The 26,968-nt window shown below is 68.3% G+C and carries 28 protein-coding genes and 6 pseudogenes; 19 read left to right on the top strand and 15 right to left on the bottom strand.

Annotation, left to right across the window (positions count from 1 at the left end):
• Positions 1-90: 90 nt before the first annotated feature.
• Positions 91-1,074, top strand: coding sequence for an alpha/beta fold hydrolase (locus ACWGI6_RS21300; protein ID WP_453268974.1), 984 nt, complete (start codon positions 91-93; stop codon positions 1,072-1,074).
• Positions 1,075-1,464: 390 nt separating this feature from the next.
• Positions 1,465-2,589 (top strand): NAD(P)/FAD-dependent oxidoreductase, encoded by a 1,125-nt coding sequence (locus tag ACWGI6_RS21295; protein ID WP_453268973.1) that lies wholly within the window; start codon positions 1,465-1,467, stop codon positions 2,587-2,589.
• Here the strand turns inward: ACWGI6_RS21295 and ACWGI6_RS21290 are convergent.
• A complete protein-coding gene (locus ACWGI6_RS21290; RefSeq protein ID WP_453268972.1) occupies positions 2,531-3,553 on the bottom strand; it encodes a LysR substrate-binding domain-containing protein in 1,023 nt (340 codons plus the stop codon). The genes ACWGI6_RS21295 and ACWGI6_RS21290 overlap by 59 nt on opposite strands.
• Before the next feature lie 134 nt (positions 3,554-3,687).
• Between ACWGI6_RS21290 and ACWGI6_RS21285 the strand changes: the two genes are divergently transcribed.
• Positions 3,688-4,602: a 4-hydroxy-tetrahydrodipicolinate synthase family protein gene (locus tag ACWGI6_RS21285; protein WP_453268971.1), complete on the top strand. Its 915-nt coding sequence runs from the start codon at positions 3,688-3,690 to the stop codon at positions 4,600-4,602.
• Between the two features lie 42 nt (positions 4,603-4,644).
• On the opposite strand, the gene ACWGI6_RS21280 is transcribed toward ACWGI6_RS21285, so the two are convergent.
• Complete coding sequence (locus tag ACWGI6_RS21280) at positions 4,645-4,968, bottom strand: transposase (RefSeq protein WP_453268970.1); 324 nt, start codon at positions 4,966-4,968, stop codon at positions 4,645-4,647.
• Positions 4,969-5,504: 536 nt separating this feature from the next.
• Here ACWGI6_RS21280 and ACWGI6_RS21275 point away from each other — a divergent pair.
• A complete protein-coding gene (locus ACWGI6_RS21275) occupies positions 5,505-6,455 on the top strand; it encodes an alpha/beta fold hydrolase (protein ID WP_453268969.1) in 951 nt (316 codons plus the stop codon).
• A gap of 127 nt (positions 6,456-6,582) precedes the next feature.
• Here the strand turns inward: ACWGI6_RS21275 and ACWGI6_RS21270 are convergent, their stop codons facing one another.
• The 4 genes from ACWGI6_RS21270 to rpmB all read right to left on the bottom strand — a co-directional run bounded on the left by ACWGI6_RS21270 (position 6,583) and on the right by rpmB (position 8,802).
• The gene (locus ACWGI6_RS21270; protein ID WP_453268968.1) at positions 6,583-7,773 is read right to left on the bottom strand and encodes a GTP-binding protein; all 1,191 of its coding nucleotides are present in this window, start codon (positions 7,771-7,773) and stop codon (positions 6,583-6,585) included.
• Positions 7,755-8,165, bottom strand: a complete 411-nt coding sequence (locus ACWGI6_RS21265; protein ID WP_453268967.1) for a hypothetical protein — start codon at positions 8,163-8,165, stop codon at positions 7,755-7,757. Before ACWGI6_RS21265 ends, ACWGI6_RS21270 begins: the two co-directional genes overlap by 19 nt.
• Before the next feature lie 95 nt (positions 8,166-8,260).
• Positions 8,261-8,566, bottom strand: coding sequence for a 30S ribosomal protein S14 (gene rpsN, locus ACWGI6_RS21260; protein ID WP_453268966.1), 306 nt, complete (start codon positions 8,564-8,566; stop codon positions 8,261-8,263).
• Positions 8,566-8,802: a 50S ribosomal protein L28 gene (gene rpmB, locus ACWGI6_RS21255; protein WP_453268965.1), complete on the bottom strand. Its 237-nt coding sequence runs from the start codon at positions 8,800-8,802 to the stop codon at positions 8,566-8,568. Before rpmB ends, rpsN begins: the two co-directional genes overlap by 1 nt.
• 65 nt (positions 8,803-8,867) lie before the next feature.
• On the opposite strand from rpmB, the gene rpmG reads away from it, so the two are divergent.
• The 4 genes from rpmG (at position 8,868) to rpsR (ending at position 10,775) form a co-directional block, all read left to right on the top strand.
• Positions 8,868-9,032, top strand: coding sequence for a 50S ribosomal protein L33 (gene rpmG, locus ACWGI6_RS21250; RefSeq protein WP_221753949.1), 165 nt, complete (start codon positions 8,868-8,870; stop codon positions 9,030-9,032).
• Positions 9,033-9,066: 34 nt separating this feature from the next.
• Positions 9,067-9,321, top strand: a complete 255-nt coding sequence (locus ACWGI6_RS21245) for a type B 50S ribosomal protein L31 (protein ID WP_453268964.1) — start codon at positions 9,067-9,069, stop codon at positions 9,319-9,321.
• Positions 9,321-10,475 carry a CobW family GTP-binding protein gene (locus ACWGI6_RS21240; RefSeq protein ID WP_453268963.1) on the top strand — a complete coding sequence of 385 codons (1,155 nt, stop codon included), beginning with the start codon at positions 9,321-9,323 and terminating at the stop codon, positions 10,473-10,475. The genes ACWGI6_RS21245 and ACWGI6_RS21240 overlap by 1 nt, the downstream gene beginning before the upstream one ends.
• Before the next feature lie 63 nt (positions 10,476-10,538).
• Entirely contained in the window at positions 10,539-10,775 is a 237-nt protein-coding gene (gene rpsR / locus ACWGI6_RS21235) for a 30S ribosomal protein S18 (protein ID WP_453268962.1), read from the top strand.
• A gap of 92 nt (positions 10,776-10,867) precedes the next feature.
• Here rpsR and ACWGI6_RS21230 read toward each other — a convergent pair whose 3' ends face one another.
• Together ACWGI6_RS21230 and ACWGI6_RS21225 are read right to left on the bottom strand one after the other, a co-directional pair.
• Positions 10,868-11,335: a Fur family transcriptional regulator gene (locus tag ACWGI6_RS21230; RefSeq protein WP_453268961.1), complete on the bottom strand. Its 468-nt coding sequence runs from the start codon at positions 11,333-11,335 to the stop codon at positions 10,868-10,870.
• A 14-nt stretch (positions 11,336-11,349) separates the two neighbouring features.
• On the bottom strand, positions 11,350-11,835 hold the full coding sequence (locus ACWGI6_RS21225) for a metal ABC transporter permease (RefSeq protein ID WP_453268960.1): 486 nt from the start codon (positions 11,833-11,835) through the stop codon (positions 11,350-11,352).
• 175 nt (positions 11,836-12,010) lie between these two features.
• On the opposite strand from ACWGI6_RS21225, the pseudogene ACWGI6_RS21220 reads away from it, so the two are divergent.
• Positions 12,011-12,609, top strand: a pseudogene (locus tag ACWGI6_RS21220) (IS5 family transposase); the annotation flags it as partial.
• 20 nt (positions 12,610-12,629) lie between these two features.
• Here the strand turns inward: ACWGI6_RS21220 and ACWGI6_RS21215 are convergent.
• The 4 genes and pseudogenes from ACWGI6_RS21215 to ACWGI6_RS21200 all read right to left on the bottom strand — a co-directional run.
• Positions 12,630-13,175, bottom strand: a pseudogene (locus ACWGI6_RS21215) (transposase); the annotation flags it as partial.
• Between the two features lie 20 nt (positions 13,176-13,195).
• The gene (locus ACWGI6_RS21210; RefSeq protein ID WP_262037250.1) at positions 13,196-13,651 is read right to left on the bottom strand and encodes a GNAT family N-acetyltransferase; all 456 of its coding nucleotides are present in this window, start codon (positions 13,649-13,651) and stop codon (positions 13,196-13,198) included.
• Positions 13,652-13,743: 92 nt separating this feature from the next.
• Positions 13,744-15,000: an IS256 family transposase gene (locus ACWGI6_RS21205; RefSeq protein WP_453268959.1), complete on the bottom strand. Its 1,257-nt coding sequence runs from the start codon at positions 14,998-15,000 to the stop codon at positions 13,744-13,746.
• Positions 15,001-15,124: 124 nt separating this feature from the next.
• Positions 15,125-15,862 (bottom strand): annotated as a pseudogene (locus ACWGI6_RS21200) (IS110 family transposase); the annotation flags it as partial.
• A gap of 420 nt (positions 15,863-16,282) precedes the next feature.
• Here ACWGI6_RS21200 and ACWGI6_RS21195 point away from each other — a divergent pair.
• Positions 16,283-16,564: pseudogene (locus ACWGI6_RS21195) on the top strand (IS5/IS1182 family transposase); the annotation flags it as partial.
• Between the two features lie 12 nt (positions 16,565-16,576).
• Here ACWGI6_RS21195 and ACWGI6_RS21190 read toward each other — a convergent pair.
• The gene (locus ACWGI6_RS21190; protein WP_453268958.1) at positions 16,577-17,083 is read right to left on the bottom strand and encodes a DinB family protein; all 507 of its coding nucleotides are present in this window, start codon (positions 17,081-17,083) and stop codon (positions 16,577-16,579) included.
• Positions 17,084-17,319: 236 nt separating this feature from the next.
• On the opposite strand from ACWGI6_RS21190, the gene ACWGI6_RS21185 reads away from it, so the two are divergent.
• The 6 genes and pseudogenes from ACWGI6_RS21185 to ACWGI6_RS21160 form a co-directional block, all read left to right on the top strand.
• On the top strand, positions 17,320-17,547 hold the full coding sequence (locus ACWGI6_RS21185; protein WP_453268957.1) for a DUF5133 domain-containing protein: 228 nt from the start codon (positions 17,320-17,322) through the stop codon (positions 17,545-17,547).
• Between the two features lie 152 nt (positions 17,548-17,699).
• The gene (locus ACWGI6_RS21180; protein ID WP_453268956.1) at positions 17,700-18,884 is read left to right on the top strand and encodes a zinc-dependent alcohol dehydrogenase; all 1,185 of its coding nucleotides are present in this window, start codon (positions 17,700-17,702) and stop codon (positions 18,882-18,884) included.
• A gap of 73 nt (positions 18,885-18,957) precedes the next feature.
• Positions 18,958-19,559, top strand: a pseudogene (locus tag ACWGI6_RS21175) (flavodoxin family protein).
• 113 nt (positions 19,560-19,672) lie between these two features.
• On the top strand, positions 19,673-20,563 hold the full coding sequence (locus ACWGI6_RS21170; protein ID WP_453268955.1) for an SDR family oxidoreductase: 891 nt from the start codon (positions 19,673-19,675) through the stop codon (positions 20,561-20,563).
• Between the two features lie 832 nt (positions 20,564-21,395).
• Complete coding sequence (locus ACWGI6_RS21165; RefSeq protein ID WP_453268954.1) at positions 21,396-22,565, top strand: hypothetical protein; 1,170 nt, start codon at positions 21,396-21,398, stop codon at positions 22,563-22,565.
• Between the two features lie 155 nt (positions 22,566-22,720).
• Positions 22,721-23,491, top strand: a pseudogene (locus tag ACWGI6_RS21160) (Orn/Lys/Arg family decarboxylase); the annotation flags it as partial.
• A gap of 225 nt (positions 23,492-23,716) precedes the next feature.
• On the opposite strand, the gene ACWGI6_RS21155 reads toward ACWGI6_RS21160, so the two are convergent.
• Together ACWGI6_RS21155 and ACWGI6_RS21150 are read right to left on the bottom strand one after the other, a co-directional pair.
• Positions 23,717-24,493: an Fpg/Nei family DNA glycosylase gene (locus ACWGI6_RS21155; protein WP_453269015.1), complete on the bottom strand. Its 777-nt coding sequence runs from the start codon at positions 24,491-24,493 to the stop codon at positions 23,717-23,719.
• Positions 24,493-24,783: a hypothetical protein gene (locus tag ACWGI6_RS21150; protein ID WP_453268953.1), complete on the bottom strand. Its 291-nt coding sequence runs from the start codon at positions 24,781-24,783 to the stop codon at positions 24,493-24,495. Before ACWGI6_RS21150 ends, ACWGI6_RS21155 begins: the two co-directional genes overlap by 1 nt.
• Before the next feature lie 211 nt (positions 24,784-24,994).
• On the opposite strand from ACWGI6_RS21150, the gene ACWGI6_RS21145 reads away from it, so the two are divergent.
• From ACWGI6_RS21145 to ACWGI6_RS21135, 3 genes are read left to right on the top strand one after another with little or no spacing between them, the layout of a single operon-like run.
• On the top strand, positions 24,995-25,675 hold the full coding sequence (locus ACWGI6_RS21145) for a HemK2/MTQ2 family protein methyltransferase (RefSeq protein WP_453268952.1): 681 nt from the start codon (positions 24,995-24,997) through the stop codon (positions 25,673-25,675).
• On the top strand, positions 25,659-25,925 hold the full coding sequence (locus tag ACWGI6_RS21140; protein WP_453268951.1) for a CDGSH iron-sulfur domain-containing protein: 267 nt from the start codon (positions 25,659-25,661) through the stop codon (positions 25,923-25,925). Before ACWGI6_RS21145 ends, ACWGI6_RS21140 begins: the two co-directional genes overlap by 17 nt.
• Positions 25,922-26,968 (top strand): iron-containing redox enzyme family protein, encoded by a 1,047-nt coding sequence (locus tag ACWGI6_RS21135; protein WP_453268950.1) that lies wholly within the window; start codon positions 25,922-25,924, stop codon positions 26,966-26,968. The genes ACWGI6_RS21140 and ACWGI6_RS21135 overlap by 4 nt, the downstream gene beginning before the upstream one ends.

Here is a 26,968-nt window from a genome sequence, read left to right as displayed (position 1 = left end):
ATGGCTCTGTTGGAGCGCGCGGCCGCGCCTGCCGGTGCGGATGGATGAACACTGAGTTTCCGTAAGTCTCACGAAGAAGGCGAGATGGACATGGCGGCATTTCCGGTGCGCGGCTCACGGCGTCGAATACGTCGCACACACGTCATCGCGGCCGGATGCGCCATGGCCCTGTGCACGACCGTGGCAGCCCCCGCCGTCGCGGACGGCGGCACGACCACGACCACGACCAAACCCACCATCGTGCTGGTGCACGGGGCGTTCGCAGACGCCTCCAGCTGGAACGGGGTCGTCGAGCGGCTCCAACGCCGTGGCTACACCGTCATCGCCCCCGCCAACCCGCTACGCGGGCTGTACAGCGACTCCACCTACATCGCCTCGGTGCTGGACAGCATCAAGGGACCCGTCGTGCTGGTGGGGCACTCGTACGGCGGCGCCCTGATCAGCTCGGCCGCCGCGGGCAACCCCCAAGTGAAGTCCCTGGTATACGTCTCGGCACTGATGCCCGACGTGGGCGAGAACGGCATGTCCCTGGCCGCCAGGTTCCCCAGCGAACTCGACACCGCCACGAAGTCCGTCCCCTACCGCGCCGGCGACGGCCTCAACGGGACCGACCTCTACCTCAAGCCCGACAGACTCCACCAGGTCTTCGCCGCCGACCTGCCGGAGAGCGTCACGAGGGTCATGGCCGTGACCCAACGGCCCGCGGCCACGACCGCGTTCTCGGAGAAGGCCAAGGTCGCCGCCTGGAAACACATCCCCTCATGGTTCCTCGTTGCGAAACAGGACAAGACCATCAACCCCGACCAGGAACGCTTCGAGGCGAAGCGCGCGGGTTCACACACGGTGGAGATCGACTCCTCCCACGTGGCCATGATCTCCCACCCCGAAGCGGTCACCGACCTCGTCCTCCAAGCCGCCACAGCGGCCGATTCCGCCCGGCCCGGACTGGCCGCCACAGGGTCCACCCACGACGGCCGGGCCAAGACCACACTCACCGGCATCGCCGCCGCCTCACTGATCGCGGGCGCCGGAACCGTCCTCCTGGGCCGCCGGCTGAGGCGCCCCGCACCCTGACGGCGCCCCAGGGCGGCGTCCCCTCCGGCGCCACCTGCGACGTAAGAGGCGTACGGCCGGCTTCACGACCCACACTTCGCGTGGCACGAACTGGTGGAGCGTATATCGCCGGCCTCCCTGGGCGCATGTGCATCCGCAGGTGTTCATGGAGAACCTTCTGGGCCCCAACACGCATGCGCGTGAGGATTACTACCTGTCCGCCGATCTCCTCAACGGCGCCGAGCTGGGCACGGACGGACTCGGCGGTGGGGCCGCTCCAACTTGAAACCGATCGGCTGAGGTTGCGCTTGTGGACCGAGCCTGAGATCGACGCTCATCGCGCGCTCTCGCCGAACGGGCTGATGGCATGCTGGAAGCGGGAGTTCGCCCGTCATCCTGGAAGGGGCGCTCGTGAGCGTTGGGTGCGTACAGCGGCCTGAACGTGTTGCCGTCATCGGAGTGGGCATTCTCGGAGCCAGCGTGGGCTGGAACCTGTCGCGGCACGGGGCCGAGGTGGTCTTCATCGACGCGGGTCAGCCAGGCGAAGGGGTCACCAACTGGTCTTTCTCGTGGGTCAACGCCAGCAACAAGACCGAGCGCAGGTCCTACTTCGACCTGAACGTTGCGAGCATGGCGGCGTACCGCGAGCTTGCAGAGACCATCGGGTCAGACTCTTGGTGGCATCCCAGCGGCCACCTGCGCTGGGCTGACGCTCCCGCAGCGGAGGCGAAGCTCCTGGAAACAGCCGACCTGCTGGCTAGTTGGGACTACAGGGTCGAGGTGTGCACGGGGGCCGAGGTGCGCCGTCGCCTCGAACCTGCTCTCACGGTGCCCGGCAAGACGCCGGTCCTGTTCTACCCCGACGAAGCATGGGTGCACGGACGGCACCTCGTCGGCCGCCTGGTCGGCCGAGCCATTGAGTCCGGCGCCGAACACCGGTCCGGCACCGCGGTCTGCGAGATCGGTACCGGCGCCGACGGGGGCATCCGGACAGTGACTCTGTCGGATGGGAGCCGTCTCGACGTCGACGCCGTCGTGAACGCGGCAGGACCCAGCGCCTCCCAGGTCGCCGGGCTCATCGCACGGCATTTGCCGATGCGTCGAGAACCCGGCGTCGTCACCCGGATCGACTGTGCTCGGGTCCCGGTTCACCGGGCCATGCACGCGCCGCACATCGAGATCCGTCCTGACGGAGATGCGTCAGTGGTCCTCCACAGCCGCGAGATCGACGCACTGATCGACACAGGTGAAGATCCAGCGGAACTCGCACGGCTGCTCCACGAATCGGCGCAGCACGTCGTTCCGGAACTCGGCGACTCCCGCATCTCACAGACACGGGTGGCCCACCGGCCCATCCCGGCCGACGGATTCCCCTCGGTGGGAGCGGTGCCTTCAGTGCCTGGCTACTACGAGGCTGTCTCCCACAGCGGCATCACGCTCGGGCCGGTGATCGGCAGGCTGCTTGGTTCGGAGATCCTCAGCGGGAAGAGGGACGAGATGCTTGCGGACTTCCGCCCGGAGCGTTTCCCCGAGTGACAGTGTCGTGAGGCGCCGGTACCGAACAGGCAGGTGCGTCTGGGTCCGCCTCGGCGCCCCGCTCCGGCAAGGCCCGGACGGAGTCCGCGTGGCGCATCGCGGTCTTCTCATCCCGTCCTGAACCGATCATGGAGCTCACTGCCGCTCTTGCCGCGGCCACAAAAGCGGCGATCGCCGGATGGGTGCCGCCGCCCGCGCGGAAGGCGACCTTCGATCGACGGAACAACGGCAACTTGGTCAACACCACACCTGCGGGGCTGTGCGCAGTGGCCATTTCCGGCACAAAGCCGGCTCCTTGCCCGGTGGCGGCCAGCGCGAGCACTGTGCGGAAGTCATTGACCTGGTGGCGAATTCTGGGCTGGAACCCGGCCGACTGGCAGGCGCGCACGGCCATCGCGTGCCCGGTCGTGCCGTCCCGTGCGGTGATCCACGGGACCTCGGCATAGGGGCTGAGCAGCTCTGCCAGCGTGTCGCTGCGGCCGGTGTTCTTGGTCGCGGTGTTGGTGACGAGGTACATCGGCTCATCCAGCAGGGGCACCTCGTCCACCGTGGTGTCCGGTGAGGCGGGTACGAAGTCGTAGTCGTGGACAAGGGCCACGTCGAGTTCGCCGGCTCGCAGGCCGTCGGAGACGCGGGCAGAGTCGATTTCTTGCACCATCGGTTCCAGCGCGGGATGCCACTGGGCCAGCTCTGCCAGTGCGGCGGGCACGATGGTGTGGCCGCCGGAGGGGAAGGTCCCGATACGTAGTGGCCCGCCGATGCCGTCCCGCGCGCCGGCCAGCTCGGCTACCGCCAGCTCGAGGCGTTGCAGCACGGCGTCGGCGTGTGCGACGAGGGACCGGCCTGCGGGCGTGAGGATCACACGCCTGCCGCTGCGTTCCAGCAAGGCCACGCCTGCCTCGCGTTCCAGCACACCCAGCTGCTGGGAGACGGCGGATGCGGTGAAGGTGAGAGCCTCGGCCACGGCCGCGATAGTGCCCCGCCGGTCCAGTTCGCGAAGCAGGTGGAGACGACGAACATCAAGCATAAGTTCAGCTTAGGCATAAAGGTAGAAATCAGAAATGGATCTACCGGGTCAGTGTGAGCCAGGGTGGGACCATGAAGCCCGATCCGATCTTCAACGGCCTGTACGTCCCCTTGGTGACTCCGTTCACCAACGACCTGCGCTTCGCCCCCGATGCACTGGCCCGACTCGCCGACGAGGCGCTGTCGGCCGACGCCTCCGGACTCGTCGCCCTCGGCACCACGGCGGAATCGGCCACGTTGAGCGCGGAGGAGAAGCAGACTGTGGTGCGGATCTGCTCCGCCGCCTGCCGCGCTCACGGCGCCCCGCTGATCGTCGGGGTCGGCACCAATGACACCGCCACCGCCATCAAGTCGCTGCGCGAGCTGGCGGCCACCGGCGACGTCGCCGCGGCGCTGGTTCCCGCGCCGCCCTACATCCGGCCCGGTGAAGCGGGGACACTCGCGCATTTCACCGCGCTGGCCGAACACGGCGGCATACCGCTGATCGTGTACGACATCCCCTACCGCACGGGACAGACTCTCAGCGCCGGCACGATCGCAGCACTCAGCCGACTACCAGGGATCGTCGGGATCAAGCACGCGACCGGCGCGATCGACGCGACCACAGTGGAGTTGCTCGGAAGCCCCTCGCCCGGCTTCGCCGTGCTCGGCGGCGACGACGTCGTCCTGTCACCGCTCGTCGCGGCGGGCGCCCACGGCGGAATCGTCGCATCGGCCAATGTGCGCACCGCCGACTACGCCGAACTGATCTCGTTGTGGCGGCGCGGCTCCGCTGCACCCGCCCGCAGGCTCGGAGCCGAGCTGGCCCGGTTGTCCGCTGCCCTCTTCGCCGAACCGAACCCGACAGTGATCAAGGGAGTGCTGCACGCCCAAGAACGCATTCCCAGCCCGGCCGTCCGGATGCCGTTGCTGGCCGCCTCCACCAGCACGGTCCGCCGAGCGACGCTCCTGACCAGCAGCCGTGCACGCCACGCGTCCCCCGCCTGACCGCAAGCCAAGGAGCGCATGCAACTGGGGCAGCCTGACCGGTCACTCCGGCGAGTCCACCGACACGGTCCAGTTGAGGGCTCGTCCGCGTCGGCCTGGGCCATCAGCGCGGTGAACACTCGCTCCCTTGCCGTCGATGGCCCACATCCGCAGCCGGCCGTAGGCGCCTCGCCAGTTGCCGTATTTCTCCGGCAGGTGGACCCACTGCATTCCGGTCTGGAACTTGAAGGCGATCGCGTCGATCACCTCGCGGTGGTCACGCCAGCGTCCACCCCGCTTCGGCGTCCGGCCCGGAAGCAACGGCTCAATTCGCGCCCACTGCACATCTGTTAACGGCACACCCGGACCAACGAGCAGCTGATCCAAACAAAACTGTCTAGGCTTCCGGACCAAACATTCGGCGCTGCCCCCATGGCCACAGTCCCGACCGTCGGAGCCTCGCCCCCACCCGACTACCACCAGCACTCGGCCACATCGACTGCGACGCGCCCACCTGATAGGCCATCAGGAAAGTCGGCATCAGGTCAGCAAGAACCCTGCCAGAGCAGGTTTCACTCGACCACACCTGCACACGGCAGGAGGGCCCGAAAAGCGCTCCTGCCCAGCATATTTGCCGCCCTGTCAGGCTTGAACGCAAGGTCGTTCACCGAGGCGTAGGAGACCTGGACGGCGGCCGCGTCGCTGCGCACCCATCCGGACCCGTCCCACCGGTTGTTCGGTGCCGAGGTATTGCGGCTGACCCATCTCTTCGACGACAGCGACGAGGACGCGTTCGCCGGCCCGGCCCTGGACATCTTCGCCGACTGGTCGGCCGAGGAGGCGGACCTCGATGTGCTCACCGAGTCGTGGCCTTGCTCATCCCGTCTTGAACTGAAAAGTCCAAGATTCGTTAGACTGGAGACGTGACCGACGCCGCCAGCGCCCCGAACCGCTCTCCGGACCAGAACCCGGTCCCCGGGCTGCCGCTGCGCGACCTCGCGGGCTTCACCCACCGCTGGGTCGACGCGGAAGGAATCCGGCTTCACGCCGTGGAAGGCGGTCGGTCGAGCGGCCCCACCGTCGTGCTGCTCGCCGGATTCCCGCAGACCTGGTGGGCTTGGCGCAAGGCGATGCCGCGCCTTGTCGAGCGCTGCCACGTGATCGCGATGGACCTGCCGGGACAGGGCCACTCCGATCGCCCCCAAGGGAGCTACGACACTCACACCGTCGCTTCGCGCGTCCAGGCCGCGCTGACCGCGCTCAACGTGCCGAAGTACTGGCTCGTCGCCCACGACATCGGAGCCTGCGTCGCCTTCTCGCTCGCCCTGAGGTACCAAGACCGCCTGCACGGCGTCGCCCTGCTCGACGCCGGCATTCCCGGAATCACCCTCCCGGACACCATCCCCACGGATCCCGAACGGGCCTGGAAGACCTGGCACTTGGCATTCCACCTGGTGCCCGAACTGCCCGAGACGCTGATCACCGGCCGCGAGCGTGACTACGTGGGCTGGTTCTTGAGGGTCAAGGCACTGTCCCCGAACACCTTCGCCAGCGCCGATATCGACCACTACGCCGCCGCCATCGCGGCCGACGGAGGGCTCCGAGCGTCTCTCGCCTACTTCCGCGACGCCGCAGAATCAGCGCGCAAAAACCATGATGCTCTCGCTCCCGGACGAGGGCACTTGACCATCCCGGTCCTGGGAATCTCCAGCTCCCACGGCTCGATCCCCGACATGGCCACCTCCCTCAGCCCCTGGGCAGAGAACGTGACCGGCGTCGTCATCCCGGAAGCCGGGCACTTCATTCCCGACGAGCAGCCCGACGCCACTGTGGACGCGTTGACCGCGTTCATCGATCACGCGCGTGCCGGGTAGAGCGTGTCAGGGAGAGCGGATGTCTCCCCCACCTGCCCGCTGCTCGTGGGCTCGCAGCATCCGCCCGAACGATCCGCCGTACGCCTGTATCGCTGAGAGATGCGGCAGAGCCCGGGAGGGGCTCGGCTCAGAGCGGGAAGTCGCCGAGCAGGGGGTCGGGGAAGGCCGCCCAGCCGTCCCGGCCCAGCGACAACTCCCTGTCGTCCAGCAGGGCCGCGTCGAGGGCGGAGCACAGCCGGTCCCGGTCGAGGTCGGCGCCGGTGAACGTGAGGGTGTTACGGCGTTCGCCGTAGTAGTCGTGCCAGAACCACGAGGCGAGGGTGCGGCGTTGTGGGGATGCGCCCCGCCAGGCGCTCTCGTCTCCGGGTTCCAGCCAGCGATCCGCTTCGTGCAGTTCCATGTGCGGTCCGGCCGACCGCCAGGTCACCACGGCTGCGGGCCGGCTGGACAGCCACAGATGGCCTCGACTGCGCACCACGCCGGCCATGACGGTGGGCAGTGCGTCCGCGAGCCGCTCCGGGTGCAGCGGTCGCCGGGCCCGCCACACCACCGACGTCACACCCAGGTCGGTACCGGGGCGTGAGGGCGCCACGGTCACCGGTTCCAGCCGGGCCCTCCACTCTTCAAGAGCGTCCGGTACGGGCCGTAGGAGTGGCGGCGGCAACTCCGCCGTAGTTGGCGACTGTTGTATGATCTGGACGAGCGTGGCGGAGGGGTTGAGGTGGTGCGCCAGGGCGGCTACCCCGTCCGTTCGACGGTCGGTGGGGCTCGGCGGGGCCGGCACGAGCACGCCGTGGGCGGCTTCCCCCCTGCGGGCGGCTGTCTCGGCCGGTGTCAGGGGGCTGGTGTGATCGGTACCGTCCCACAGACGGGCGGCCCGGTGGACGCATCCGAGCTCGGCCAGGAGCACGGCCGGGTCAAGCCCGGCCACGATAGGGGCCGGGACGTAGTGGTCGCCCAGCGCGCCGGCGCCGATCCGCGGTCGCCACAACTCCACCAGGAGCGGGAGGAGATCCAGCTCGTCGGGGAGGGCGAGGACCAGGTGAGGGGGCCGTGCGGTGCGCCGGATGGCCAGCAGGTCCTGCCGGAGGATCACCACCGGGTCGCCGGTGGCCACCGACGCCATGGGCTGCGAGACGGACTGCGGCACTCCGGGACCGGTGATGAAGCGTTGTACGGCTGGGTACCCGGTGTCCCGGCAGTGGACGGATGCGGCCAGCACCACGGCGCTGGGCGAGCTGCGCACCAGCGTGTCCACCGCGAGCCCGCGGGCGGCCGGAGTGTTCCCGACCACGGTGCTCAACAGCCCTTTGGGCACTGGGCTTCCTCTCGGTTGAGGTGGGCGATGTGGCGGGGCACGGGTGCCGCGCGCTGTCTGTGGGGAAGAGTGCCGTCGTCCGGCATGCCTGCCAGGAGCCATGCGCCGACAAGGTCTGCGTCGGCTTGGGTGGCGAGGGGGCCCAGGCGGGTGACGGGGCCGGCGGGAGTGCGGGCCTTCGCGCACGGCTGCGCTGCGGCGTGCAGGCCCGCAGCCGGGGCACAGCGCAGCAGGCCGCCCAGACACCCGGTGGCGACGAGGATGCCGTGCGGGCAGGTACGGACGGCCTCGCGCAGCCGGTCCATCAGCGGTTCGCCGCCGGCGCTTGGGCAGTTGGTGCAGGTGACCAGCGTGAAGGGGCGACTCGGGCCGCCCGGCGTTGCGCGGTTCATCGATACGCCCTTCCAACGGGTTTGACCGGGGCGGACGCCGCGACCTGGGCAGGGGCCCAGGCCGCAGCGCCGCCCACCGTGGCGGTCGCCGGACATCACCAGGACGACTTGGTGACTCCGGGGAGGAATCCGGCGTGGGCCTGCTCGCGCATCCGCACCCGGGACATGCCGAACTTGCGCAGGTGGCCGCGGGGGCGGCCGTCCACGCTGTCCCGGTTACGCACCCGGGTCGCGCTGGCATCGCGCGGCTGGCGCCGCAACTCGACCTGTGCGGCGGCGCGTTCGTCGTCGGTGGAGGAAGGCCGCCGGATGATCTCCTTCAGCTCGGCGCGCCGGGCCGCGTACCGCTCGACGATCACCTTGCGCTGCTCGTTCTTCGCGATCTTGCTCTGCTTGGCCATCAGACCTTCACCCCTCGTGCGCGGATGCGTGCCACCGCGGCCTCGATACCGATGGAATCGACCGTCTTGATCCCCTTGGTGCTGAGGGTGAGGCGGACGTGCCGACCCTCGCTCGCCAGCCAGTAGCGCTTGTGCTGGATGTTCGGGTCGAACCGGCGGGACGTACGGCGGTGCGAGTGGGAGATGGTCTTGCCGAAGCCCGGCTTGGCGCCGGTCAGCTGGCAGTGGGCGGACATGGTGTGGGTCACCTCTCGTCAGAGACGTTATCGACAATGGAAATCATTCCCATATAGTAGCGCCCATGGCACGCAACGAACTCCGCCCGGTCATCAAGCTCCGCTCCACCGCGGGAACGGGCTACACCTACGTCACCCGCAAGAACCGGCGTAATGACCCTGACCGGATGGTCCTGCGCAAGTACGACCCGGTGGTCGGCCGGCACGTCGACTTCCGAGAAGAACGCTGACTCACAAGCCGACTTAGCAGACAGGAACACCGTCATGAAGCCTGGGATCCACCCCGCCTACGAGCTCGTCATCTTCCGCGACAAGGCAGCCGAGTTCGCCTTCCTCACGCGGTCGACCGCGACCAGCGACAAGACGGTCGAGTGGGAGGACGGCAACACCTACCCCGTCATCGACGTGGAGATCTCATCGCAGAGCCACCCCTTCTACACCGGCACCGCCCGGGTCCTCGACACGGCCGGCCGCGTCGAGCGCTTCGAGCGGCGCTACGGCCGGCGCGGGACACAGTGATGGCGGAGAACGGCAGGCTCGCCGTCGTCCTCGTCGGCGGGCTGCACTCCGAAGCCCGCGAGCAGGTCGTGCTGCGACTGCTGCACACCGTGCGCGGCAGTGTCGCGCTCCACCACGACCTCTCCACGGCAGCGGACGGAACGGTACGTCGCACGGTGCGGGATGCCTCGGGCGAGCTGTCCTCCGGCCAGGCACCCCTCGTCAACGACTGTGCGTGCTGCGCCCTGCGCGAGGACCTGGTGCCCGAGCTCCAGCGACTGGCCGAGAGCGGTCTGCACCGGCTGGCGGTGGTCGAACTCTGGGACTCCGTCGAGCCGCGGGCGATGGCCGAGGTCATCGCCGCGCACGGCGGCGAATCGCTGACGCTCTCCAATGTGATGACCGCGGTCGACCCCGCCCTCGTACTGCCGTACCTCGCCAACGGGGACGACCTGGCGGAAGCCGGACTCGCGGCGGCCGCAACCGATCAGCGGACCATCGGGGACACCTGGGCGCGTCAGCTGGAGTACGCCCCCGTGCTCGCGCTCGTCGACGGAGAGGAGGCGGACGACGAGGATCGTGCGGTCCTCGCCCAGCTGCACCCGACCGCACGCCACGTGCCCGTCACTTCCCGGCAGCTCGCCGAGGTCGCCTTCGCCGGGTTCGATGTCGAGGCGGCGGCAGCCGCCCAGCACCCGGCCTGCGCGCTGCTCCCACAGGAAGCGGAGGAGTCGGGAGTCGCCACCCTCGTGTGGCACCGGCGGCGTCCCTTCCATCCGGAACGGCTCTACCAGGCACTGGAAGACCTGGCGTGCGCGGCCGTTCGCAGCCGTGGCCGGTTCTGGCTCGCCGACCGCCCCGACACCCTGCTGTCCTGGGACGCCGCGGGCGGCGCGCTGTGCGTGGAGAACGCCGGCCCGTGGCTCGCCTCGCTCCCGGACGCCGCCTGGGACATGGTTCCCCCGATGCGACGAGCGGCCGCCGCCCTCGACTGGCATCCCGAACACGGCGACTGCTGCCAGCACCTGGTCTTCACCGCACCCGGCCTGGACCGCGAAGGGCTGGAGCGGCTGCTCGACTCCTGCCTGCTGACAAAGGACGAGTTCGCCGCCGGTCGTGAGGCATGGAAGCGCCTCCCGGCGTCCTTCGACACACTCCTCGACCCCGTCTCCTGAGCACCCGACCGCCTCCAGTTCTTCACGCGCACCGCCCCGACCCCGCCCAGACAAGGAAGTGCCATGCCCCGCCGCCACGATCCCCGCAAGCCCGTCAAGTCGCGCCCCAACCCGTTGGACCAGGCCGGTATCACGTACATCGACTACAAGGACACCGATCTGCTGCGGAAGTTCCTCTCGGACCGCGGCAAGATCCGCAGCCGCCGCGTCACCCGCGTCACCGCCCAGCAGCAGCGGCAGCTGGCTCGCGCGATCAAGAATGCCCGGGAGATGGCACTGCTGCCGTACGCCTCCAAGTAGTGCGGGCCCCGCTGCCGTACGGATCTACCCCGGATAGCGGCCGTCGCGTCCAGCGGCGGCGCTCCCGGGGTCGCGTCATGCCCGAGGTCGTGTCAGTCGCGGGGAGAACTCCCCGCCGAGGGACCGCAGTCGGGGCAGATGCCGGTGAGTTCGACGGTGTGCCGGACGGCGGTGAAGCCGCTCGTCCGGGCCACTTTGGCGGCCCAGTTCTCCACCAACACGGAGTCCAGCGTCACACTGACACCGCATTCGGTGCAGATCAGATAGTGCCGGTGGTCGGAGCCGGGGCGGTAGCGGAACAGCCGCTCCCCGTGCATGTCCCGTACGACGTCGGCGCGCCCCACTTCGGCCAGGGCGCTGAGCGTGCGGTAGACCGTGGACAGGCCGACCGGTGACCCGGCGGCCAGCAGCCAGGTGTGCAGGGACTGGGCGCTGACAAACCCCTCCGACTCCTCCGCTTCGACCAATGCCTCCAGCACCGTGGCGCGTTGCTGGGTGAAGCGACCCAGGAGGGAGATCTCCTGCGTCGCGGTGGCCTGAGGGTTGGTGCCTGCCGTCATCGTGTCCTGAGACCTCATACCCCGGTGGAAACGGTGGTCGGATGAAGACGCCCACGGGCCGCCGGGCGCCGGACCAGGAAGGTGGCGGCGCAGACGGCGGTGGCCGCGGCCATGATGGCGAAGCTGGGCGGTACCTGCGGTATCACGCAGGAGATGGCGAGGCCGACCCACATGTCGAGGACTGCCAGGAGCGCGGAGAGCGCAAGTGCTGTGTACGGGCGGTCGGTCAGCCGGGCGGCTGCTCCGGCGGGGGCCGCCGGCAGGCCGAGCAGCAGCAGCGAGCCGACCGCCTGGGTGGCCTCGGCCGCGCAGATGCCGGGGAGCGCGAGGAAGGCGAAGCCCGGTGTCCGTACCGGCACACCGCGGGCCGCCGCCACGGCCTCGTCCAGCGTCGCGAAGAGCAGCGGGCGGGCGATGAGCAGCATCAGCAGGCAGATTCCAGGCAGCGACAGGCTACCCAGCGTGCCGAACCGTCTCACCACCAGACCTTCAGTGGGCATCTGCAAGCCAGTACGACGAAGCACCCCGCCGCCTGCCGAAGCAGGGGCGGAATTGTAGGGCCCAAGCCTCAGAATCCGACGACCTTGCCGGACTTCACCTGCTCCTGGGACTCCATGACTAGGGCTTGTCCGGCGGATCTTGTGACCGTCGTGGCTTCGGGTCGTTGGCATGAGCATGGGGCGGGGAGATTTAACGCATGAGGAGTGGGCCCGGCTGAAGCCGCATCTGCCGAAGTCCGGGCAGCGCGGCGGCCGCTGGGCCGGCCACCGCAGGGTCATCAACGGGATCCTGTACCGACTGCGCACGGGGGTGCCGTGGCGGGATCTAGCTGCGCGTTTCGGCCCTTGGAAGACGGTGTACGAACGGCACAGACGCTGGTCGGCGGACGGCACCTGGGACAGGATCTTCGCGGCCGTCCTGGCCGACGCCGACGCGGAAGGCCGGATCGACTGGTCGATGGTAAGCGTCGATTCGACCTCCTGCCGGGCCCATCAGCACGCCGCCGGGGCTCGTAGGAAACCGCCACGAGTGCCGGGAAAAGACGCACGCCCCGGCAGCACCGCCCCGACGAGGGACTCGGACGCTCCCGGGGCGGTCTTACCTGCAAGATCCACCTCGCCGGTGAGGGTGGACGCCGCCCCCTGGCCCTGCTGATCACTCCGGGCCAGTGGGGCGACGCTCCGCAGCTCATCCCGGTCATGGACCGCATCCATGTCGCCCGCCTCGGCGGCGGACGCCCGCGCACGCGGCCCGACCATCTCGGCGGCGACAAGACATCCCACGCGGATAAGCGTCAAGCTGCCGCTGCGGTATGTCCGGCTGAGGGCTGTGGGAAGGCGATTGCTTCGTCGTAGGTGTGGCCGTTCTGAAGGCAGTGGAACAGCATGCCCATGAACCGGTTGAAGAGGTTCCGCTGCGCGGCAACGTGACGGTCGCCGGCTGCTCGTCGGCGGTCGTAGTGGGCTCTGGCGCCTGGTGATCTGGTGAGAGAGACGAAGGCCCAGACGTATCCGACGGCAGCCGGTCGCTGATTCTTGACCCTCCGGCTCATGACCATGCAGCTCTTGCCGCTGGCTCTGGTGACCGGGGCGCTTCCTGCGTAGGCCTTCAATGATCCGGCGTTGGCGAATCGGGTCCGGTCATCGCCGATCTCCGCCAGGACTCGGGCACCGGTCAGTGCAGCGAGCCCCGGAAAGCTGCGGATGACCGGTGCATCCGGATGCTCTTCGAAGGCCTGCGTGACGGCTTCTTCGAGCTGATCGGCGTTGTCGCATGCGGTGTTCAGCTGCCTAACCAGAGCAGAAGTCTGGTGCCCGAGAGCCGCCTGAGTAATAGTCAAGACCTGTGGATCGAGATTCTTTAGAGGGTCTTCGTCATGAACGTACTGTTCGGGTCGGGTTGGTAGTCCGCGAACGGTTCGCACTGGATGAAACCGAACTTCCCGTAGAGCTTCCTGGCGGGCAGAAAGAACTCGGCTGCGCCGGTCTCCAGGCTCAGCCGAGTGAACCCCATGGCCTTGGCCTCGGTGATGATGTGCTCCAGCAGCTGGGATGCGATCCCGCTTCGCTTGCGCGTCGGCGTGGTGCGCATCGACTTCAGCTCTGCATGCACCGCGTCCAGCTTCTTGATCGCACCGCAGCCCACCACGGTGTCACCGTCCACGATCGACCAGAACGTGACCTCGGGCTTGCGAAGCTCATCGAGGTCGAGGGCGTGCTTGCTCTCCAGGGGCGTGATGGACCGCATCTGCTGGACGTGCTCGTTGAGGAACCTGGCGATCTCCGAGCCTGACAGGTCATCCACCATGATCTTCATTCTGCTCGCCCTCCGTCGGTCGGGATGTTCGACGAGTTTGCCATCCCTCAGTGATCTACCCGCAGTGAATATCCGCAGGTCGGTCGGTCTCTTCAAGCTACGTGGACTTCGGGGCGTTCGACGAGGTGACCGCGTTCGAAGCGGGCTCCGGCTCGGACGAGAGCGACGAGGTGGGGTGCGTTCACGGCTCGCCAGCGGGCCTGAGCGGACTCCACCAACTTGAACACCATGGCCAGGGCGGCCACGCGGGAGCCGGCGCCCTTGGTGACCTTGGTCCGCAGCCGGACGGTCGCGAAGGTCGACTCGATCGGGTTCGTGGTGCGCAAGTGGATCCAGTGCTCGGCGGGGAAGTCGTAGAACGCCAGCAGTTCGTCTTCGTCATCGGCGACCTTCTTGACGGCCTTGGGGAACTTCGCGCCGTACTGCTTGGCGAACGCCTTCACCGCGGCAGCCGCGTGCTCCTTGTCCTCGGCGTTGTAAATGTCCTGGATGGCCTTCTTCGCCGCGGGCTGGGCCGACTTCGGCAGGCTGTCGAGGCAGTTGGCCGTCTTGTGAACCCAGCACCTCTGATGGCGGGTTTGGGGAAAGACCTCGTTGACCGCGTTCCAGAAGCCGAGAGCGCCGTCGCCGACGGCGAGAACCGGGGCGCGCATGCCGCGCCGCTGGCAGTCCCGCAGCAGACTCGCCCACGACTCCGACGACTCCCGGTAGCCGTCCGCCATCGCGATCAGCTCCTTCGTGCCGTCTGTCCGAACACCCATGATCACCAGGACGGCAGCCTTCGCCTCTTCGAGACGTATCCGCAGGTGAATACCATCGGCCCAGACATAGACGTAGTCCGTGACGGACAGGTCGCGCTCGCCGAACGCCTTGTGATCTGCCTGCCACTGGGCGGTCAGCCGGGTCACGGTGGCGGGTGAGAGGCCGGCCGAGGAGCCGAGGAACTGCTCCAGCGCGGGCACGAAATCGCCCGAGGACAAGCCGTGCAGGTAGAGCAGCGGCAGTACCTCGCTGATCTTCGGGGACTTGCGGGCCCAGGGCGGCAGGATCGCCGAGGAGAACCGCTTGCGCTCGCCGGTGACCTCATCGATGCGCTTGTCGTTGACGCGCGGGGCCTTGACCTCGACGGTCCCGGCAGCGGTAGTCACCGAGCGGGGCTGGTGATGGCCGTTGCGGACCACGAGACGTCGACCGTGATTGTCCTTCTCGTCGGCAAACTCGGCTATGTAGGCATCAACTTCGGCCTCCAGTGCGGCGGCGAGCATCCGCCTCGCGCCCTCCCGGACGATCTCGTCGATGAGCGAGGAGCCATTGGCGGTAGTGCCGTCGGCGTTGACTACGCTGAGCACGGGCGTGCCTTCCCGACCGGTGTTCGCAGCACCGGCCTACTCGATGACCATCAATCGATCACTCGGGAAGGTACGCCCTTCGCGTTCAACCCGAGGCCGATCCACAGGTCTTGAGCATTGCTCGAGCCGCCTCGACCTGCGGGAGCTGGTGGAGGTAGTCGCGTTTGAAGACCTCGTGGAGCCTTTCGGCTTCGGCCTGGATGCCGCGGACCCGGCCGGCCTGCCTGAGCAGTGACTGCAGGCGCCGCCGTGTCAGCTTCTCAGCCATGGTCGGGGTCGGTACTGCGGCCAGGATGGTGCGTGCTTCCCTCGAGCACAGACCGTGCTTGTGCGGGGCGAAGGCGTCGAGGATCGCCGGGTAGAACTCTCTGAGCTGGGAGCGAAGCTTGTTGTGGGCCTGGCCGCGGGCCCAGACGGCATCTTGTTGGGCCCGGGCGAGCACGGCGATGGCCTGCACAAGCTCGGAGTCTGCGGGCAGCGGCCGGTGGGCGGCCATGTCGGTCCGCAGGATGTTGGCCAGGGCCGCGGCGTCGACGGCGTCTGACTTCTTGCGGGCCACGGAGTGGCGGTCCCGGTAGCGGGCAACCGCCAACGGGTTGATCGCGAAGACCGGCCGGCCGGTAGCCCGCAGGCAGGCGACGAGGAGTCCCCGTGACGTTTCGATAGCCACGGGGATCGGGGCATCCTCGCTATCGCCATGCTCGGTCAGCAGGTCCGTGAGCTGGGCAAACCCTGCAGCGTCATCGCCGATCCGCACCTTGGCGAGTTGCTTTCCGCCCGCATCGACCAGTGCAATGTCGTGGTGGTCTTCGGACCAGTCCACGCCACAGAACACTGGCGTCGGTAACCCGGTGATCTCCATCCGGCCCTCTTTCGTCGCGACTCCTTTTCCAGGCCAGAGCCTGTGCAGGGTGCGCGTGCTCCCTAATGGAAGTGCTCAAGGCACGTCATCCCACCAGCCGTTCGCAACCCCAGCGAGTCATACGGCCCTCGGTCCGCGTCAGAGCTGGAAGCTCAAGGCAGAGCTGAGAGGTGATCCGCACAACCGGCTCGGACCACGGACAGCAAACCGCCCAGCGGCCACAGATGGACCGGCCCGCACCAACCGGACCGCTTCGATGCCGATGCAGACTGAGCTGCACCCGGTCTTGCACATTTCCGCCCACACTGCTGGGCGCGAGCCAACCTCGTCTTGTCAACAGGGCTCTCAGGCCCGGGCATACTCAAAGGCTCGGCTCGCGCCCCAGAACGTCGGCTCCCGCCGACCTTCACTTCCCATTAGGCGTACTCCTCCCGCCGTAACCGCCGCTACCTGCGACGACGCCAGATCAAGCACACCATTCCCGAACCGAAGAACCAGCGGGCCAACCGCCAACGAAGAGGCAGCAAGGGTGGCCGGCCCGCAGGCTTCGACAAGGCGATCTACAAGCGCAGGAACGAAGTCGAGCGGACGATCAACGCGTTGAAGAACTTCCGGGCCGTGGCGACGAGGTTCGACAAGCGCGGCTACGTCTTCCAAGGCACCGTCACCGTCGCCTCGATCCGACTCTGGCTTCGCCCGTGATCTCTGCCGGATCTAGTCGCCGGTCTGGCCGTCGAGCATCTCGCGCAGGATGTCCAGGTGGCCGTTGTGGCGGGCTGTCTCCTCGGTGAGGTGGAGGAGGATCCAGCGCAGGTCGACATGGAGGCCGTCGCGGACGGCTCGCTGGGCCTGCTTGTCCAGGCCGTTCCCGGCGACCAGTTCGCGGTAGCGGACGCTCTGTTCGGCGTATTCGTCGAGCAACTGCGTGAGCGGGAAGTCGACGGCGATACGCATCTCGCGGTCGGGGTCCTCATCGGTCCAGGGGCCCTGGTCTTCCTCGCCGAGGAAGACCACCTGGAACCAGTAGTACTCGACCCAGCGGAGATGGTTGATCAATCCGCTCATGGTCATCAGCGGTGAGCCCGGCAGGAGCGCCTTGCGGGCGTTCTCCACCGAGACGCCATCGCACTTGGCGCGGGCGGTGTCACGTGCGTAGTCGAGAAACGTGGTGAGCTGGGTGCGCTCGTCCCACGCGGGCGGCGTGTCGTCGATTCTTGTCATCGCGCGAAGCGTCCCCGATCACCGCGCCGATGTCGAGGCATTTAGCGGCGGGCCCAACCTGCCCCACCAGCTCCTTGTCCGGTGAGTTGCCATAGCCAGTCAGCGCCGCCAGGCCGCCCGGCAAGATCCGCCGGACAGCACACCTAGGACGTTGCTCGCCGGAACCGTGTAGATCATGCCGGTACCGGCGTGAGTGCCGACCGAGAACGCTGGAGCCCAAGGCCGAGGAGGCCGACATGCTGATGGCTCACCCTGTAGTGCTGCGCAAGCTCGTAGAGGATTACGAGGCCCTGCAGGCTGTACACGCGGAACGCGGTGACACAGAGCCGCGTGGGCGCATGACCGAGGTTGCCTGCGCCCTGTGCATATCCACCGGCACCTCCGACGTGGATGCGGCTCTGACCGCTGCACAGCACCAGCTTCCTGGAGCCCAGGTGTATGACGACTCTCTCCTCTCCTCCTGAGCGCACAAAGACGCTTCCTGCGGTGGCGCCCCACCGCCGGAGGGCGATCGGTCCCTCCCCCTGTCGCTGGCGTACTCCCGTGCCCGCCGGTACCGATTAGGGGCAAACTGGGTAAAACACTCTGGCGAGCGCAATAACTCGAAGGAGACGGCATGAGGGCTTTGACGTGGCACGGTAAGCGCGACGTTCGCATCGACACGGTCCCCGACCCCAAGATCGTGGACCCGACCGACATCATCGTTCGTATCACGTCGACGGGAATCTGCGGGTCTGACCTGCATCTTTACGAGGTGCTCGGGCCGTACCTCGACCCCGGTGACATTCTCGGCCATGAGCCGATGGGTGTCGTTGAGGAGGTCGGGCCGGAGGTCACCGCCGTGTCAGTCGGGGACCGGGTCGTCGTGCCCTTCAACATCTCCTGCGGCACATGCTGGATGTGTGGCCAAGGGCTTCACTCACAGTGCGAGACGACCCAGGTCACCGAACGTGGGATGGGTGCCTCACTCTTCGGCTTCTCCAAGCTCTACGGGCAGGTCCCCGGCGGACAAGCCGAGTTGCTACGCGTTCCCTTCGGGAACACTCTCCCTGTCAAAGTGCCGCACGGCCCGCCGGACCAGCGCTACGTCTACCTCTCCGATGTACTCCCGACCGCGTGGCAGTCCGTCGCTTACGCCGACATCCCGCAGGGCGGGACCGTCACGGTCCTGGGACTGGGACCGATCGGCGACATGGCCGCCCGCATCGCCCTGCACCAGGGCGCGAGCAAGGTCATTGGCGTGGACCTCGTCCCCGAACGTCTGGCGCGGGCACGCGCCCGGGGCGTGCACACCCTGGACTTGAATGAATACGGAAAGAATGTCGGCGACGAAATCCGCAGCCTTACCGCAGGCCGCGGCACCGACGCCGTCATCGACGCGGTGGGTATGGAGGCACACGGCGGACCCTTGGCCAAGGCAGCCCAGCAGTTCGCCGGCCTGCTACCCGACGCGCTGGGAGAGAAGGTGATGGGCCGCGCCGGCGTGGACAGCATGGCTGCCCTCAACACCGCCGTCGATGCCGTACGCCGAGGCGGCACCATCTCGGTCATCGGTGTCTATGGGGGCGCCGTCGATCCCATGCCGATGATGACGATCTTCGACAAGCAGATCCAGCTGCGCATGGGCCAGGCCAACGTCAAGCACTGGGTGCCCGACATCCTCCCGCTCCTCACCGATGCAGACGTCCTCGGGGTCGACGACTTCGCCACCCACACCCTGCCGCTCGAAGAAGGACCGCAGGCGTACAAAACCTTCCAGGCCAAGGAGGACGGCATGATCAAGACCGTCCTCACGCCCTGAACAGCCGGGCACCAGCCGGAACGGAAGCCGCACCAGGCCTCGCAAGGCGAATCAATCCTCGAGGAGCCCTCTGATGACTCGCGCTGTGGCGCTCGTCTGTACCCTCAACGCTTCACCCGCCCGTTCCAGCAGCCAACTCCTCGCGGACCAGATCATGGCCGAGCTCGCTGATCTCGGCGTCAAGGGTGAGACCATCCGTATCGCCGATCATGAAGTCCGACCGGGCATCGCGCGCGACATGGGCGGCGGAGACGCCTGGCCCACCCTGCGGGAGAAGGTCGTGGAGGCCGACATCCTCCTCCTGTCCACCCCGATCTGGCTCGGTCACCCCTCCAGCCTGTGCCAACGAGTCCTGGAGCGGCTCAACGCCGGCATCTCGGAAACCGACGAGCAGGGTCGGCAGCTGACATACGGCAAGGTGGGCCTCGCGGCCGTCGTCGAAAACGAGGACGGCGCGCACAAGGTGAGCGCCGACCTCTTCCAAGGCCTCAATGACCTCGGATTTCCCTTGCGCCGGGTGCCGTCACTTACTGGGTGGGCGAAGCCCAACAGGGGACGGATTACCAGGATCTCGAAGAGACACCGCAATCCGTCACCTCGACGATGCGGACCCTCGCGGCTAACGCGGTGCACCTTGCCCGCCTCTTGAACGACAACCCCTGTCCGCCGAGCTGACCTACACACGGACCCGAGGCGCAGAACCGGCCCCAGGGGCTCCGCCCGGGCCCCGCCCCCTTGCTTCGGTCAAGGGCGCCTCATCTATCTCATGGCAATGAAGGAGACACGAAGTGGCAGGCGACAACCGAGCCGAGCAGAACCCGGTCACCAAGCACCCTCAGCCGGAGTTCGAGCAGCAAGACCAGGCCCACCCTGGCTGGACGGGTCCCATGGACCCTCCGCCTGACCACGGGGAGGAGTCCTACCGGGGCAGCGGTCTCCTGGAAGGACGCAAGGCCGTGGTGACCGGCGGGGACTCCGGCATCGGACGCGCTGTCTGCCTGGCCTTCGCACGCGAGGGCGCGGACGTCCTGTTCACCTACCTCCCGGAAGAAGGCAAGGAAGCCGGTGAGACCTCCCGCCACATCGAGGAAGCCGGACGTACACCGGTGGCGGTGCCCTGCGACGTCCGCGAGGAAGTGCAGTGCGAACGCCTTGTCGAACGCGCGGTGACAGAGTTCGGCAGGATCGACATCCTCGTCAACAACGCCGCCTACCAGATGTCACAGCCCGACGGCATCAGCGCCATCACCACCGAACAGTTCGACCGCGTGGTCCGCACCAATCTCTACAGCATGTTCTGGCTTTCGAAGATGGCCCTGCCGCACATTCCTGAAGGCGGATCGATCATCAACTCCGCCTCTGTGCAGGCATACAAGCCCAGCCCGCACCTGCTCGACTACGCAATGACCAAGGGCGCCATCGTCACCTTCACCCAGGGACTCGCTCAGATGCTGGCCTCCGACGGCATCCGCGTCAACGCAGTCGCCCCCGGGCCGGTGTGGACTCCCCTGATCCCGGCGACGCTCCCGGACACCACGACCTTCGGCAAGCAATCTCCCCTGGGGCGGCCGGCCCAACCTGCGGAGATGGCACCCGCCTACGTCTTCCTCGCCTCACCGCAGGCCAGCTACATCACCGCCGAGATCCTCAATGCCACCGGCGGTACACCACTTCCTTAGGGAGCCGGTGGCCCGCCCCGTGGGACGCCACCACCTGAACCGACAACAGACCACCACATAATTCCGCCCCTGCTGCGAAAGACGACCCCGCGGCCCCGGGCCTCCCAGGCATCACCCGAGGGCACCCGTTGCCCTCACGACTCCTTTGCGTGGCACGCGGGGCGACGGGCCTCAGACACCCGCCCCCTGACGCCCCTTTGTGCGCTGCGGAGCTGCTGGTCAGGCGCATGTGTCAGAAAGGCAGGGGCACACGGAAGCAGCGGGCCGACTCCGCGATCTCATGCCACAGTACGAAAGTCGGCCTGTGCCTGAGCCCCAGTCGGATCGGCCTCTCCGTTGCAGCCAAGGAGTTCTCGCATGAACGAGGTGACCACTCCGCCGACCGCCGACCTCACAGGGCCCGCGCCCGGCGCGGCCGAGCGACGGGGGTATGGGGGGTATAGGAGGCCGAGCCGCCTGGCGAAGGTGTCACCGCCACCCGCACCGAAAGCGGCTGGCGCCTGAACGGCCTCAAGCAGTACTGCTCCGGAGCCCACAGCTGCACCCATGCCCTGATCACCGCCACCGCCGAAGACGGCCGCCGGGTGTTCGCGATCAGCACGGAGGGCCCCGGCTGCCGGCCGTCCCGGTCGGGGAGGTGGAGGCGTACGTGCAGCGCCCGGGATTTCACCACGTCGGCATCGGCGTGGCCGCCTGCTGGCACGGCGGAGCGCTCGTGGTCGGGCGTGCGTGTCGCCGCCGTCCTTCGGGAGCGTGCCGTTACCGTGATTCGGCGCGGCCCCGCGGCCCGACCCAGCACCTGCTGCTCACATCACGGAAGAGGGGAGTGGTGATGCGGGCTACTCCCGATGCGGACAACGGGCAGCCGCGCGTTGTGGTGGGCCTCCTCGTCGATCCGGACACGCCGGCGGAACTGGCGGAGGAGCTGGCCGAGGATCTGCCGCAACTGCTCGCCGAAGACGTGAACCGAGGCATCGAGTGGAGCCTGCGGGTCGTACGTGACCCGCTGACCGCCACGTTGCAGGACAGCGTCGCGATCCTCAACGCGACACGGGAGCACAAGCTTCGGGAGAACTGGGACATCGCCGTCTGCCTCACCGATCTGCCCTTGCGCACCGGCGGGCGACCACTGGTGGTCGATGTGGACACCGAAGATCGGGTGGCGCTGGTGTCGCTGCCCGCGCTCGGTGGGATCTTCCTGCGGCGGCGGCTCCGTCGCTCCGTCGTCCGGCTCCTGAAACATCTGATGCTCACCACGACCGGCGACGGCTCCACGCGGCCGGGCCGACGGATCATCGGACCGATCGTTCCGGAGCGGACCGCCCCCGTGAAGCGCATGGCGACGGATGAAGAGATTGTCGATCTGCGGATCGTGGGGTCTCCGGCGAGAGGACGCCTGCGCCTGCTGCTCGGAATGTTGCGCGCCAACGGCCCTTGGCGGCTGGTCCCCGCCCTCGCCAAGGCGCTCGCTGCCGCGCTGGCCACCAGCGCCATCGCCGTGATGAACGGGACTGTCTGGAACGTGGCCACCGGGATCCCGGCCGAGCGGCTCGCCGTGGTCTCCCTCTTCTCGGTGGCGGCCATGGTGACCTGGCTCATCGTCCACCGGCGTCTGTGGGAGCGGCCCGATTCCCCCTCCCCCCAGGACAGGGAGAAGGCGGCGCTGTACAACGCCTCCACGGTCCTGACCCTGTTCTTGGGCGTCCTGTGCGGTCTCGTCGGCCTCTATGTCGTGGACTTCGTGGTGTCCTTGTTCCTCATTGACGGTGGAGTGCTGGCCAAGCAGGTGGGCCGCTCGGTCGGACTGGGCGACTACGCGCGCCTGGCGTCGCTGGCGAGCGCGGCGGCCATCGTGGGCGGAGCCCTCGGATCCGAATTCGAGAGCGACGAAGCGGTCCGCCGCGCCGCCTACGGCAAACGGGAACGACAGCGCCGCGAGCAAGCGGAGCGTGAACGCCAGGAGGCCGACACCGCGCAGTCCGGGTATGCATCACCGTCGTGATGATTCCCCCGGCATCACCCTGGTCCACTCGCGCGGGGCCGCCCTCAAGGGCAGGCGGACCAAGCCCTCCGCCCGGGCGGCCGACAAGGGGAGAGCGATCGGGCGTCCTTGCCCGCCGGGGGAAGGGACCGCGGAACTCAGCCGGCCTCTGACGCTTGGAGCAGGGCTCCGTCTTCCACCTTCAGGGCGACCTGATCGACCCGGCCCTCCTGAAGACTCGCGCCGACCTGCTCGGTACCACCAGCCCCTCTGTGCTCATCTACGCCGGCCTTGACGGCTGGCGGCGGCAAATGGCTCAGCACGGCCGGGGCCTGTTCGACCGGGCCCTCGGGCTGGCTACCCGTGTGCGGGCGGCGATCGAGGAAATCGAAGGGCTGCACGTACATGACCGTGCAGATTTCTGCGGGCCCGGCCTGGCAGAGGACCTCGATCCGCTTCCCGTCGTCATCGACGTCAGCAGGCTCAATACGACGGGATACCGGGTGGCGGACTGGCTGCGCACACACCGAAGCGTCGATGTACACCTCGCCGACCATCGCCGCATCAACACCCAGCTCACCCACGCCGACGACCATGAGACGACAGGGGCCCTCCTGGAGGCGCTGGACGCTGCTTCGGCGGCCTCGCCGGACCTGCACACCGGCCCCATGGTGGACGTCCCTCCGCCTGCGCTGCTTCGACTCGAACAAACGTGTCTCCCGCGCGATGCCTTCTTCGGCCGCGTGGAGGATGTCGCCGTGCAGGATGCTGTCGGCCGTGTGGCGGCAGAGATGCTCACGCCCTACCCGCCGGGAATCCCCACCGTGCTGCCGGGCGAACTCCTCACCGAGCCCGTGCTGCGGTACCTGCGCCCAGGGATCGAGGCAGGGATGAATGTGCCCGACGCCGTCGACACCCAGCTCAATACGGTGCGGGTCATGCAGTGACGGCGGGAAGCGCGATAACTCCGACGGTCGTGGCCTGTTCAGTCTGTCCTGTCAGGGCGTCAGTGATGGCAGGTAGTACCACCGGTGAAGCCGGCTAGGCCCGTCAAGCAGCAGTGCCGAGCGGTTGTCAGACAGGGGCATCATCAACGGTTCCCGGGCCCTGGAGACGAGAGAACACAGAACGCACTCGACGAGGCCCGACGGCCCGGCCCGCAGAAAAGCCGTTCAGGGCTGGCAGCGTGGGCACCAGACGGTGCGGCGTCCACCGATTCGACTGGAGCACAGCGGCCGACCGCAGCGGGGACACAGCGGCTCGCTGTCGTCCCTGCGTCCCGTGAGCCAGGAACGACGCGGCGGCACGCACCCGGCGCGCACGGAGCTGCGGAGCACCCGGCCCATCGCCGCGTGGAGGCGCCGGTACGCCGTCCCGCCGAGGTCCCGCGCCGGCGTCCGGGGAGCGACGCGGGCCCTCCAGAGGATCTCGTCACACAGCAGATTTCCGAGACCCGCGATCACGGACTGGTCCATCAGCGCGCTCTTGACGGCACCACGCCGTCCGGACAGCAGGTCGGCCAGCTCCCCCCGGTCCACGGCCAGGGCGTCGGGCCCCAGCCGGTCCAGTAGCCGGCCGACGCCCGCCTCGTCGAGCAACTGCACTCCCTGTAGCTTGCGTTGATCGCGGTAGCGCAGGCTACGGGCACCGTCGAGGTTCAGCACGAGACGGTCATGCGCGGCGAACGGTTCGTCGCGGGAACAGCACCACAGTGATCCCGTCATGCCGAAGTGGAAGACGAGGGTGGGGCCACCGTCCAGGGGCGCGAACAACCACTTCCCGTGCCGCCAGGCCCTCCCGAGCCGCCTTCCCTCGCCTTCCTTCCGGAGCCGTTTCGCGGTGACCCCCCGCAGCACCCCCGCGTCACGCACCTCGATGTCCGAGACACACCGCCGGCCGCAGGTGCTCAGCGCCCGACGGAATCCCTCGACATCCGGCAGTTCGGGCATCATTCCCCCGTGGCTCTACCCGGCGCGGGGGCGTGGCGAGCCCGGCCGGAGAGGAGGCGCGGCGTCACCCGACGTCCTTCAGCCGTCTCCGTGCGGCCCGGACCGAGCAGCGATCCGCTGTACGTCCCCCAGGGCAGGCGCAGGCGCCGGGCGATCACATTGATGGTGACGCCGCCGGTGGTACTCGGCCAGGTCCCCATGGTGAGGTCGCGGGAGGGAAACAGCGCCTTGCCCGGCCAGCTGGCCGGCACGGCCCGGCGGGCGACGCGGATGTCGAGAACATTGCTCATTACCGTCCTCCCTTGGGTCCCTCACGGACCGTTCCCCACGGACCACGTTGACAGGACGCTCGTGGTCGCGCAGCCCCAAGAAGCGGGAAGGCCCACAGCCATAACCAGGACACCGTCGTCGGGTGGCCGGGGGGTCCAATAGCCAGCAGGCTGAAGAGGACGCGCGGACCATCCAGATCCTCGTTCTCGGCTTTCGGGGCGGAGGTGCCGTATGAGCACGTGGTCAGCCACACTCCCCGGCCTGCGGCCGCTGGTGACGCTTCCCGGTGTCTACCTGCCGCAGCACGACACGCGGCTCCTGTTGCGCGCCCTGTACCGCGAAGGTGTGGGGGCGGGCACCGAGCTCCTGGATGTCGGTTCGGGCAGTGGGGCCCTCGCGTTGGGAGCGGCGCGATGTGGCGCTCTGGTCACCGCCGTCGACATATCGTGGCAGGCAGTGCTGTCCACGAGGATCAATGCCTGGCTCTCCCGGCAGCGCGTCACCGTGCGTCGCTGCGATCTGGCCGCAGCTGTCGGCGGCCGTTCCTTCGACGTACTCGTCAGTAATCCGCCTTACGTACCCGTACCCGGCAGCAAGATGCCCCGGGGACCGGCGCGAGCCTGGGACGGGGGACGTGACGGGCGGCTGCTCGTCGACCGGATCTGCGACGCCGCGCCGCGCGCGCTCCGGCCCGGGGGCGTGCTCCTCATGGTCCATTCCGGTCTGTGCGGCACCGAGGACACCTTGGAGCGGCTGACATCCGCGGGGCTGCGGGCGACGGTCAGTGACCGCGCGGTCATACCGTTCGGCCCGGTCCTGCGCTCCCGGCTGGCCTGGCTGCGATGCCAAGGCCTGCTGGACGAAGCCCAGGACACAGAGGAATTGGTGATCATCCGTGCCGAGAACCCCTGAGCGGCCACGCCGCATCACCCTCGTCCGAAACGGCCCCCTCCTGGTGGAGGGGCCGGTGGAAGTGGTCGGTGACGACGGTGCGGTAGCCGCCTCCCGACGCTTCACCGTCGCGATCTGCATGTGCCGGCGCAGCCGCAGCTACCCCTGGTGCGACACCAGCCACCGCAATCGTTCGAAGCCCAGGTCAGACCCCGCCGACGGTGCCGGCTGCCCGGCACCGGGCCGGACAGGCGAAGGAGACCGGAGATGAAGGCTGGCCTCGAAGCCGCCCGGCCCGCCAGACCGCAACTTCCGCGAGCGCGCGGCTACCTGTCCGACACGGTGATCTCGTGGCTCCACACCGGCAAGGGGCCCTTGCCCACGCGCGAAGAGGTCCAGCGCGAGGGCCCGTACGGGGCAGATCTCCAGCTCGCCCTGTACGTGCTGTATGAACTGCACTATCAGGGCTTCGACGGCGTGGACGACGACCGCGAATGGGCTCCTGCACCGCTGTCGGCGCGACAACACCTGGAGGAGGCGTTCCTCGGGGCGCTGCGTGCCGACGTCCCGGCGCGCGGCGCGCAGGAGGCGATGGCGGACCTCCTGACCGAGCCCGCCGCCGACGACAGCAGCGTCAGCCACTACTTGAAGCGCGAAGGCCGGCTGTGGCAGCTGAGGGAATACGCGGCCCTCCGCTCGCTGTACCACCTCAAGGAAGCGGACCCGCATGCCTGGGTCCTGCCCCGACTGCGGGGCCGCGCCAAGGCCGGGATGGCCGCCATCGAATTCGATGAGTTCGGCGCCGGACGCGCCGAGGACATCCACGCCCAGCTCTTCGCCGACCTCATGGCAGACCTCGCCCTGGAGACCGCGTACGGGCACTACCTCGACCTGGCACCCGCCGAAACCCTCGCCCTCGTCAATCTCATGTCTCTGCTGGGGCTGCATCGGTCCCTGCGCGGGGCGCTGATCGGCCACTTCGCCACGGTCGAGGTGACCTCGTCGCCAGGCTCACGACGTCTCGCGGAAGCCATGCGTCGCACAGGTGCCGGCCCCGCTGCGGAGAGGTTCTACGACGAGCACGTCGTAGCCGACGCCGTCCATGAACAGGTCGTGCGCACAGAAGTGGTCGACGGTCTGCTGGAGGACGAGCCGGACCTGGAGCCCGATGTCGCCTTCGGAATCGGTGCCACCACACTTCTCGAGGGCCGACTTGCCGCATATCTACTTGCCGTCTGGCGGGAAAACCGCACCGCACTGCCGGCACCGTTGCCGCGCGTCCGCGCCCGCCGGCCCGCACGGAGCGAGACCTGA

This window comes from Streptomyces sp. NPDC054786, from assembly GCF_053611685.1.
This window is presented reverse-complemented; position numbering and strand designations above follow the sequence as displayed.

Excerpts from the sequence above, each read along its gene's own strand:
- ACWGI6_RS21300 (WP_453268974.1), top strand. The coding sequence starts at position 91 with ATGGCGGCATTTCCGGTGCGCGGCTCACGGCGTCGAATACGTCGCACA.
- ACWGI6_RS21285 (WP_453268971.1), top strand. The coding sequence starts at position 3,688 with ATGAAGCCCGATCCGATCTTCAACGGCCTGTACGTCCCCTTGGTGACT.
- ACWGI6_RS21265 (WP_453268967.1), bottom strand. The coding sequence starts at position 8,165 with ATGAACCGCGCAACGCCGGGCGGCCCGAGTCGCCCCTTCACGCTGGTC.
- rpsN (WP_453268966.1), bottom strand. The coding sequence starts at position 8,566 with ATGGCCAAGCAGAGCAAGATCGCGAAGAACGAGCAGCGCAAGGTGATC.
- rpmB (WP_453268965.1), bottom strand. The coding sequence starts at position 8,802 with ATGTCCGCCCACTGCCAGCTGACCGGCGCCAAGCCGGGCTTCGGCAAG.
- rpmG (WP_221753949.1), top strand. The coding sequence starts at position 8,868 with ATGGCACGCAACGAACTCCGCCCGGTCATCAAGCTCCGCTCCACCGCG.
- ACWGI6_RS21245 (WP_453268964.1), top strand. The coding sequence starts at position 9,067 with ATGAAGCCTGGGATCCACCCCGCCTACGAGCTCGTCATCTTCCGCGAC.
- ACWGI6_RS21240 (WP_453268963.1), top strand. The coding sequence starts at position 9,321 with ATGGCGGAGAACGGCAGGCTCGCCGTCGTCCTCGTCGGCGGGCTGCAC.
- rpsR (WP_453268962.1), top strand. The coding sequence starts at position 10,539 with ATGCCCCGCCGCCACGATCCCCGCAAGCCCGTCAAGTCGCGCCCCAAC.
- ACWGI6_RS21230 (WP_453268961.1), bottom strand. The coding sequence starts at position 11,335 with ATGACGGCAGGCACCAACCCTCAGGCCACCGCGACGCAGGAGATCTCC.
- ACWGI6_RS21225 (WP_453268960.1), bottom strand. The coding sequence starts at position 11,835 with ATGCCCACTGAAGGTCTGGTGGTGAGACGGTTCGGCACGCTGGGTAGC.
- ACWGI6_RS21210 (WP_262037250.1), bottom strand. The coding sequence starts at position 13,651 with ATGAAGATCATGGTGGATGACCTGTCAGGCTCGGAGATCGCCAGGTTC.
- ACWGI6_RS21190 (WP_453268958.1), bottom strand. The coding sequence starts at position 17,083 with ATGACAAGAATCGACGACACGCCGCCCGCGTGGGACGAGCGCACCCAG.
- ACWGI6_RS21185 (WP_453268957.1), top strand. The coding sequence starts at position 17,320 with ATGCTGATGGCTCACCCTGTAGTGCTGCGCAAGCTCGTAGAGGATTAC.
- ACWGI6_RS21180 (WP_453268956.1), top strand. The coding sequence starts at position 17,700 with ATGAGGGCTTTGACGTGGCACGGTAAGCGCGACGTTCGCATCGACACG.
- ACWGI6_RS21165 (WP_453268954.1), top strand. The coding sequence starts at position 21,396 with ATGCGGGCTACTCCCGATGCGGACAACGGGCAGCCGCGCGTTGTGGTG.
- ACWGI6_RS21155 (WP_453269015.1), bottom strand. The coding sequence starts at position 24,493 with ATGCCCGAACTGCCGGATGTCGAGGGATTCCGTCGGGCGCTGAGCACC.
- ACWGI6_RS21150 (WP_453268953.1), bottom strand. The coding sequence starts at position 24,783 with ATGAGCAATGTTCTCGACATCCGCGTCGCCCGCCGGGCCGTGCCGGCC.
- ACWGI6_RS21145 (WP_453268952.1), top strand. The coding sequence starts at position 24,995 with ATGAGCACGTGGTCAGCCACACTCCCCGGCCTGCGGCCGCTGGTGACG.
- ACWGI6_RS21135 (WP_453268950.1), top strand. The coding sequence starts at position 25,922 with ATGAAGGCTGGCCTCGAAGCCGCCCGGCCCGCCAGACCGCAACTTCCG.